Here is a 7,213-nt window from a genome sequence, read left to right as displayed (position 1 = left end):
ACCTTTACGTCCCTTGATAGCCTGAGATTCACGGAATTTTTCAGGTGTAAAGTGTCGGTATGTCCAATTCGCAATCGATTTAGCTATCGCCTTAACTTCTGATACAGGAAGTGGAACAGTAAATTGATTATTTAAAGACTCTACCTCGGCATAGACAGCTTCATTCCATGAACGCTTATAGTTAGGCTGCCAATATTCACGGATCGTCTTATATGCCCATTTACGTACATTTTCGAACAACTCACAATTACGACCAAGACCAATAGCCTGCTGACCTCGTAACGGATGACCTCTAAGATCAAGATAATCAGCCAACTCATCTAATGTATATTCATATTCTGTCCAAACATTATTCTGCCAATATGGATGCTTCGGATTTTTTGTTAATAATCCTGCATAACCACGATCAGCACCTAATCGTTCAATCATGGCGGATTGAATAGCTGCGGCATACTGAATAGGTTTTAAGTTCGCAATATCTGACGTACAGAATGGAATTTTTAGGCGATAAACAATATGAGCATGACCGTTCTCTGGATTTTTACTTGTCCAGTATGGGGCGGGAAGATTTTCATCGTACCAAGCATAAACAGCACCATTCCTATCAATATCAAAGATTAGATACATGATCATCTTAGGTCGATTGATTTGAATGTACTTTCTTTTTATTGCGTTTTTCCTAGGGCGAATATAAGTAACCCCTAGTTCATCCGTACAATAAGGCTTATAAGGTAAGGTATTGATAAACTGATCTTCAAGATCCAGTTTAAAACGGTTTGAATGCTTAATATTCACGCATAACTGCACTTATGGCGGTAATCTAATAATTGTGTTTGAAGTGGCATCTGATATAATTCCCTAAGAGATCATTATCCCTGTGATAGTTTTCGTAAGCCCTGAATTCTTATCCATTCCGCCAAGTTTGATATAAGATTCGGGGCTTTGTCCTTTCTGAAACCTATCATACGCTATCATATTTAAAGTTCAAAATTTCTCTATATAAATCATTTAGTTGGATCTGTTTTTTTCGTTAAAAACTAACAATGCATTAATTGTATAAATATCAATAAATTAACTAATTCTATTATTAGTTAGTTCTATCAAACATGTGACGTATATCTACTTTCCAACCACATCCCCTTGTAACGTAATCCCATAAAAATCAGGTTTTGATTTATTCCTTAGCCAATCACTAAACGTTCTTTTTGCACAACCATACGCTTTAGCTGCTTCTGCTTGAGTTTTAAACCGTCCATTTGGCGTAACAATTTCAGCGTATTTAATTCCAACCGTTGCCGTTTTTTCTTTTGTTACTTGCTTAACTGAATGTTGAGTTTGAACTAAAAGTTTGTCTTTGATTGCTTCAAGAATCCATTCGGTTTTATTTTTCTCTGGTAATAAAATTGCAATTTCATTAGGAACGCGAAGTGTCACCATTTTTGTTTTATTTGTTGTACTTGAATTCGTTGTTTTTTTTGCTTTACTTCGAGACATAAAATTAAACACCTGAAATACTTATATCTATTGATTATAAAGGGATGAAGAAAGGAAATAAATCTGTCTTACAGATATGTATTACAGTACATAAAAAATATAACTTATCACAATACCTTATCATCTGGCATGCAGAACTGTAATACAGTACGAATATCTATAAAAATAGTCGTTAGCAACCTTTCCAAATCCCCCTCGATAGATTTATTTCAAATCTACGCCACATACAAAAATACCGTCACGATGGACGGTATTTAACGTAAGAAAGTTTTATGCGTACTAACAAAAACAAACAGGTAATTTACTATAAGTATGAACACGGTAAATATTTTATTGTTTATAATAAAATAAGAAAGCCCCAATCTTGAGATTGAGGCTTTCTTCTGAAATTTGGTAGCCCAAGGCGGACTTGAACATTCACTCCCAAAAGAAGCAAATGTTAAACCCCTTAACACTTCACCCAAAAGTCACAATATAAACTAACTCAATATAGTTATGACCGTTCACCATTTAAATTTCGATTATGATTATTTAGTGCAGATTTAAATAATGGCGTTAAAAACTTACTTCCATAAACACTCAAATGATCACCATCATAATATAATGGATGTCCTTTAATTGAGCCATAACAAGCTTTATCATCACATAAATATTTGCTTGTATCTAATATTGTTGCTCCACATTCTTTATGAGCTTTATCCATCAGATTAAGTACGTATTTATTTCTTTTAATATAATTATCCTTAGGTAAGACGATGTTCTCTTCTTTATCTTTTAGTAAAGATAATTTTGCAATAGTCTTTGGTACATTAAATAGCATCTCAGGGGTCGGTGTAGTAATGAATACTGGGTTTGTTTTCTCTAATTTACAAATAGTATCTAAATATTTGTTTGTAAATTCATTTAATAAAGTATCATTCACCGCATTATATGGTTTAGTAAAATACACACCCGGACTATTATTATCTGTAATTCTAGCTTTTTCAGACTGTCCCCATATATAAGAAGATGTTCTATTAATAACAAAAACAGGAATATTTTTATATTTAGTTGTTACTTCTTTAAATTCCTTATAATTACTCTCAGTGCAATTATAAATAGGATAATGTTTGTTTTTCACCCCCAAAATAAAAGGACAACTCCATCTTAAATAAGCCACAACCCCATCATTACTTAAATTAAATGCGGAAAGAACACCTGCGGATAAAGCATCAGCATGACTATCACCAATAATAATAGCTTTAATGTTATTTTTATTACCAATGATACATGGTTTAGAATCAACAGGATCTGTTGGCGAATAAAAACATTTTTCAGTTAAAGGGTTTCTGTCTAAAGCACTATTCTCTGCAATAACCACCCGTTTGTTAACTCTACTTTCAATACCATGATCAATAAAAACAAAAGATGAAACCAATCCAATACTTACCACCATCCACAATGGCTTAAGCGTAGCTATTGGCTTAAATGAAATGCTCGCTAACGCAGGAAACTTAATACTTTCAACAAACTTGTAGCTACAGAAACCTAATACAACAGATACAGGAATACCAATCCATTCCCAATGCTGCATTTCAAAATAATAACCAAATACCACAACAGGCCAATGCCATAGGTAGATAGAGTAAGACCATAAACCTACTTTCTGCATCACTACATTATCTGTAATCAGGCTACCACTACGGTTAGCAATAATAATCAGATAAGCACCAAGCACAGGAATTAACGCTAAGTATCCAGGCCACAAGTTATCTTTAGAGATAAACGCATACGAAGCTAAAATTAACGCAATACCAATCCACTCAAGATACTTTTTGCTTGTCTCTTTAAGGTTCTGTAAGGGATAAAGGAATGCCAGACCACCCATCATCATTTCCCATGCACGAGTCGGGAATAAGAAATAAGCAGGATTAGGCCAACGATATGTCGCATAAACACTAAATACAAAGCCAACTACGGTACCAACAACAAGCAAGCGCTTAATGTTCGTGAGTGACATACACTTCTTCAATAGCACTAATACTACAGGGTAAATCATGTAGAACTGCCACTCTACAGACAACGACCATGTATGAAGTAGCCACTTACTATGTGATGCTGCATCAAAGTAACCAGATTCTCGCCAATAAATAATATTGGACACAAATCCCATACTACTAGCAACATGCTTACCCAATGTTCGATAATCTAATGGCGTAAAATAAAACCAGCCAAATACCAATAAAGCCAAGCAGACAACTGATAATGCAGGAATGATACGATTGGCACGGGCAACATAGAAATTAATAATAGAAAAGTTATTATTCTCTAGCCCACGAAAGATGAGTCCAGTCATTAAGAAACCAGAAATCACGAAGAAGACATCAACCCCAGCAAAACCACCAGGAACCCATGATGGGTTAAAATGGAATAAAACAACGGCAATGACGGCAATAGCCCTCAAACCATTTATATCGGTTCTAAATTTCATGAAAAGTAAAAATTAAATAAGAAAAAAGATCTATATGATATCAAAACCATATGATTAAGTAATTTATTACTGTCAGTATGTCTATTTACTTATATTAAGAGATACGCGGTAACGTCCAGATACAATAAAAGTCGCCATTAGCGACCTTATGCCTTAGATTTAAAATAAATCTAAATTTAGGCAAAACCCCTCGAAATAGATTTATTTTAAATCTGCCATTTTTCATCAATCCATCTCGCCATAAATCGCTTATCAGTCTGACATGACTCAAATACCCGTCAAATCGCCCCTAAAAACGATTCTAAGACCAAAAATACCGATCACTCGACTCGTAGTATGACTTTGAGTTAGAAACGTCTGTATTTAACATATGGCATCTAACGCGCACTACGTGATCATCGTTCAGGGAAAATCACCAACAAAACCGACATATTGCTAGGTTTTGTTAGGCTTAATCAATCCAAAAGTGACGTTGTTATTTTGTTATCAGTGTTACCACATCCAAAAATTTCATTTATGCCAATTTTTACATCAAACTAACCATAAATCACAGACTCATGCCTCTATCTTGAATCCGTTCCTGTTGATAATTTAATTTCTCTTCATACTGTAATATTTCTCTAACTGTTGAACTTGACCGTTCAATGCTTTCACTTGATTGCTTAATATTGTTACTTGATTGAGTAAGTCCTTGTTCTCTTTTGAGGTAGTCTCGAACATCATCCTTAAAGTTTTGTAAGCCTTCGCAAAGTCGTTGTGTTGCATTTCGTGTTGTTGTTGTAAATTCTCGAATGCGTTCAATAACTGCTTTTCTAATTCTGTCATGATTTATTTCGTCCAAGTTATTACTGCTTGATTCGTTTTTGACCTGTAGGTATCTGTTATCACTGCTTTCTTCGGGAGAATCAGATAATTTATTCCATCTTCCGTCTGCATTGAAATATTGGCTTTCTCTAATTTTTTCAGGGCGATATTCTGACTTTTGATCTCTTGATAATTCTCGGATATTTTCTTGGCCTGCCACATCGTTACTATGCCAAATATCATTATTAATATGATTGCCAATCCTATTACTTTGAACCAATTTTTTATCACCAACCAACTCATGCGCTTGGTTTGGTCTTGGATATCTTTTTGTATTTTCTGCTCGCTTAATTTCAACGCCTCGATGATAAATCTCTCGTGCTTGTTGAATTCGATCTTCAGATTGTTCTCGGTAACGTTGGCTTGCTCCTTCGATTTCCTTTCGAAGTCCTGTGCCAAATCTAAAATCTTGCTCATAAATCATGCCTTTTAATCGTATATTTCGACCACCATCAGGGTCAGCAATAGAAATACTTTTTTTTGTTTGTCTAACAACAGTAAATCCAGATTTATCTAATATTGAGATCACATCTTCCCTATTTTTTAACTGACCATTCTTTGCCTGTATTAATAAAGAATCAGTAATGACACTCGCAGCCTCTTTTTTTAATGGTGGTAAATCCCTCGGCGTGACTAATTCACGCTTATTCATTGGATCATCAGGGTCGTGAAGTTTCAGGCTAGTATTCATACCTATTTTCCACGCATTAATCCGTGGCCGATCTGCTTTATCAAAGTAAGGCTGTAGGCGTTTACCTGTAAGCAATTCAATATTAGGTATAACAAAATTCAGTTCTAACCGACCTTTATCGCGGTGCTCTACCCAAAGACAAGAATATTGATCAGGCTCAAGAGCAGGTAACAATGCCTTTTCAAAACTCGACATGATTTTATCTTTGGTTTGACGATCTAAATCTGATTCCTGAAAAGACAAAACACCTGACGTATATTTTTTTGCGTAAGGACTAGAATCAATCAGTGCTTGAATTTCAAAAGGGTCGCCACGGTCAAGTGCCGCACCTTCTCTATCGTGATTTTTACCAAGCAGATATTCCACAGGGCCAGCCCCTCGACCGGCTCCTCGTGCATGAAATTTAACGATCATCGTGTGTATTCTCGGACTTAATGAAAGATAGCTCCCTCTGAATACTAGAAAGAAGCGAAAATAATTGAATACGTTCTACTGGTTTCCAATCTTTAGAATTAAGAACTCGTGCGATTTGATTAATATTATTTCCAATCGCGGCAAGTTGTCGAAGTAGTGCAGGATCGATTTTAGGAACAGTATTAGCACGAGGAACTTTTGCACCAAGACAATGTTCTCGCATCCATTCGGCTAATCGAGGTTTAAGACTACGTTGTACTAATTCAAAATACTCAGACTCATTAACCCTAATTTTTATGATTTTCGTTCTTTGTTCTATCACCAACATCACCACCTTAATTGTTATAAAACTAACCACAACTAAAAAATATCTCGCCTAAAGCGAGGGAATTTTTCGGGGGGGCAACTGGGGTAAAGGGGGCGTTAGCGTCCCTTTCCAGCTCACAGATAACCGAAGGAGCGAAGCGACTAAGGGCACTCTGTGTATGCTGGCTTATACCGAAAGAGTCAGCATTTATAGATTAAATCTAAGAGAATGGGAAAGCTAATAAGAAAGGTATTATTTGCGAAGGTGGTCAGATAAAAAGGGAGTGAGAAAGTCCTGGGATGTTGAGTGCAACTTGTAAAGAAAGATAGGTAAAGATTCATGTGGAAAAGTAGGACAGACAAGCTGCCCCAACTTTACACACAATCACCAGATTCAATATCGAGTGCGTGATGAGTTTGTGCTCCGCACACAAACAATAAGGTTTCTTTTTAAATACCCTAGAAAGCAAAACAGCCCTAAAACGGGCTGTTATCTGATAAGGCTTGCTTTACTTTGCTTGTTTTTTCCTACTACTTAATCCAATTACGAATAGTACGTGTAGTTATACTCAAATGTTCCGCAATAGCTGATTGGTTGTATCCTAGTTCAAGCATCTGTAAAACCATTGGTAATAACTCTACTTTATTAGACTTACGCCCCCCACCATTAGATATTGCACCACCTAATGCACCAGCTTTAGCCTTATCCTCAATAGAACCTCTCTTGCCGCCAATAAGGCCACCTAATGCACCAGCCTTAGCCTTATCCTCAATAGAACCTCTCTTACCGCCAATAAGACCGCCTAATGCACCAGCCTTAACCTTATTCTCAATAGAACCAGCTAAACCACCTTTACGTCCCTTGATAGCCTGAGATTCACGGAATTTTTCAGGTGTAAAGTGTCGGTATGTCCAATTCGCAATCGATTTAGCTATCGCCTTAACTTCTGATACAGGAAGTGGAACAGTAAATT

General features: G+C 36.1%; 6 protein-coding genes and 1 pseudogene. All 7 read right to left on the bottom strand.

Translation table 11 applies throughout. From position 1 onward, the window contains the following. On the bottom strand, positions 1-795 hold a 795-nt coding region (locus tag CIK00_RS20810), incomplete at its 3' end, for a replication initiation protein (RefSeq protein ID WP_101770429.1). 324 nt (positions 796-1,119) lie between these two features. Continuing rightward, positions 1,120-1,494, bottom strand: a complete 375-nt coding sequence (locus CIK00_RS20805; RefSeq protein ID WP_101770427.1) for a helix-turn-helix domain-containing protein — start codon at positions 1,492-1,494, stop codon at positions 1,120-1,122. Between the two features lie 493 nt (positions 1,495-1,987). After that, positions 1,988-3,964, bottom strand: coding sequence for an acyltransferase family protein (locus CIK00_RS20800; protein WP_101770426.1), 1,977 nt, complete (start codon positions 3,962-3,964; stop codon positions 1,988-1,990). A gap of 828 nt (positions 3,965-4,792) precedes the next feature. Then, complete coding sequence (locus CIK00_RS21740; protein ID WP_202820825.1) at positions 4,793-5,245, bottom strand: MbeB family mobilization protein; 453 nt, start codon at positions 5,243-5,245, stop codon at positions 4,793-4,795. 370 nt (positions 5,246-5,615) lie between these two features. Then, a pseudogene (locus CIK00_RS21735) lies at positions 5,616-5,933 on the bottom strand (mobilization relaxase); the annotation flags it as partial. Further along, a complete protein-coding gene (locus tag CIK00_RS20790; RefSeq protein ID WP_233426588.1) occupies positions 5,923-6,255 on the bottom strand; it encodes a MobC family plasmid mobilization relaxosome protein in 333 nt (110 codons plus the stop codon). The pseudogene CIK00_RS21735 and the gene CIK00_RS20790, both read right to left, overlap by 11 nt. Before the next feature lie 515 nt (positions 6,256-6,770). Continuing rightward, the coding region (locus CIK00_RS21215) for a helix-turn-helix domain-containing protein (protein WP_233426587.1) at positions 6,771-7,213 on the bottom strand (443 nt) is incomplete at its 5' end.

This window comes from Photobacterium carnosum, assembly GCF_002849605.1.
Lineage (GTDB): Bacteria > Pseudomonadota > Gammaproteobacteria > Enterobacterales > Vibrionaceae > Photobacterium > Photobacterium carnosum.
Note: the sequence above shows the minus strand (reverse complement) of the source record. Positions and strands in the feature narration are given on the sequence as shown.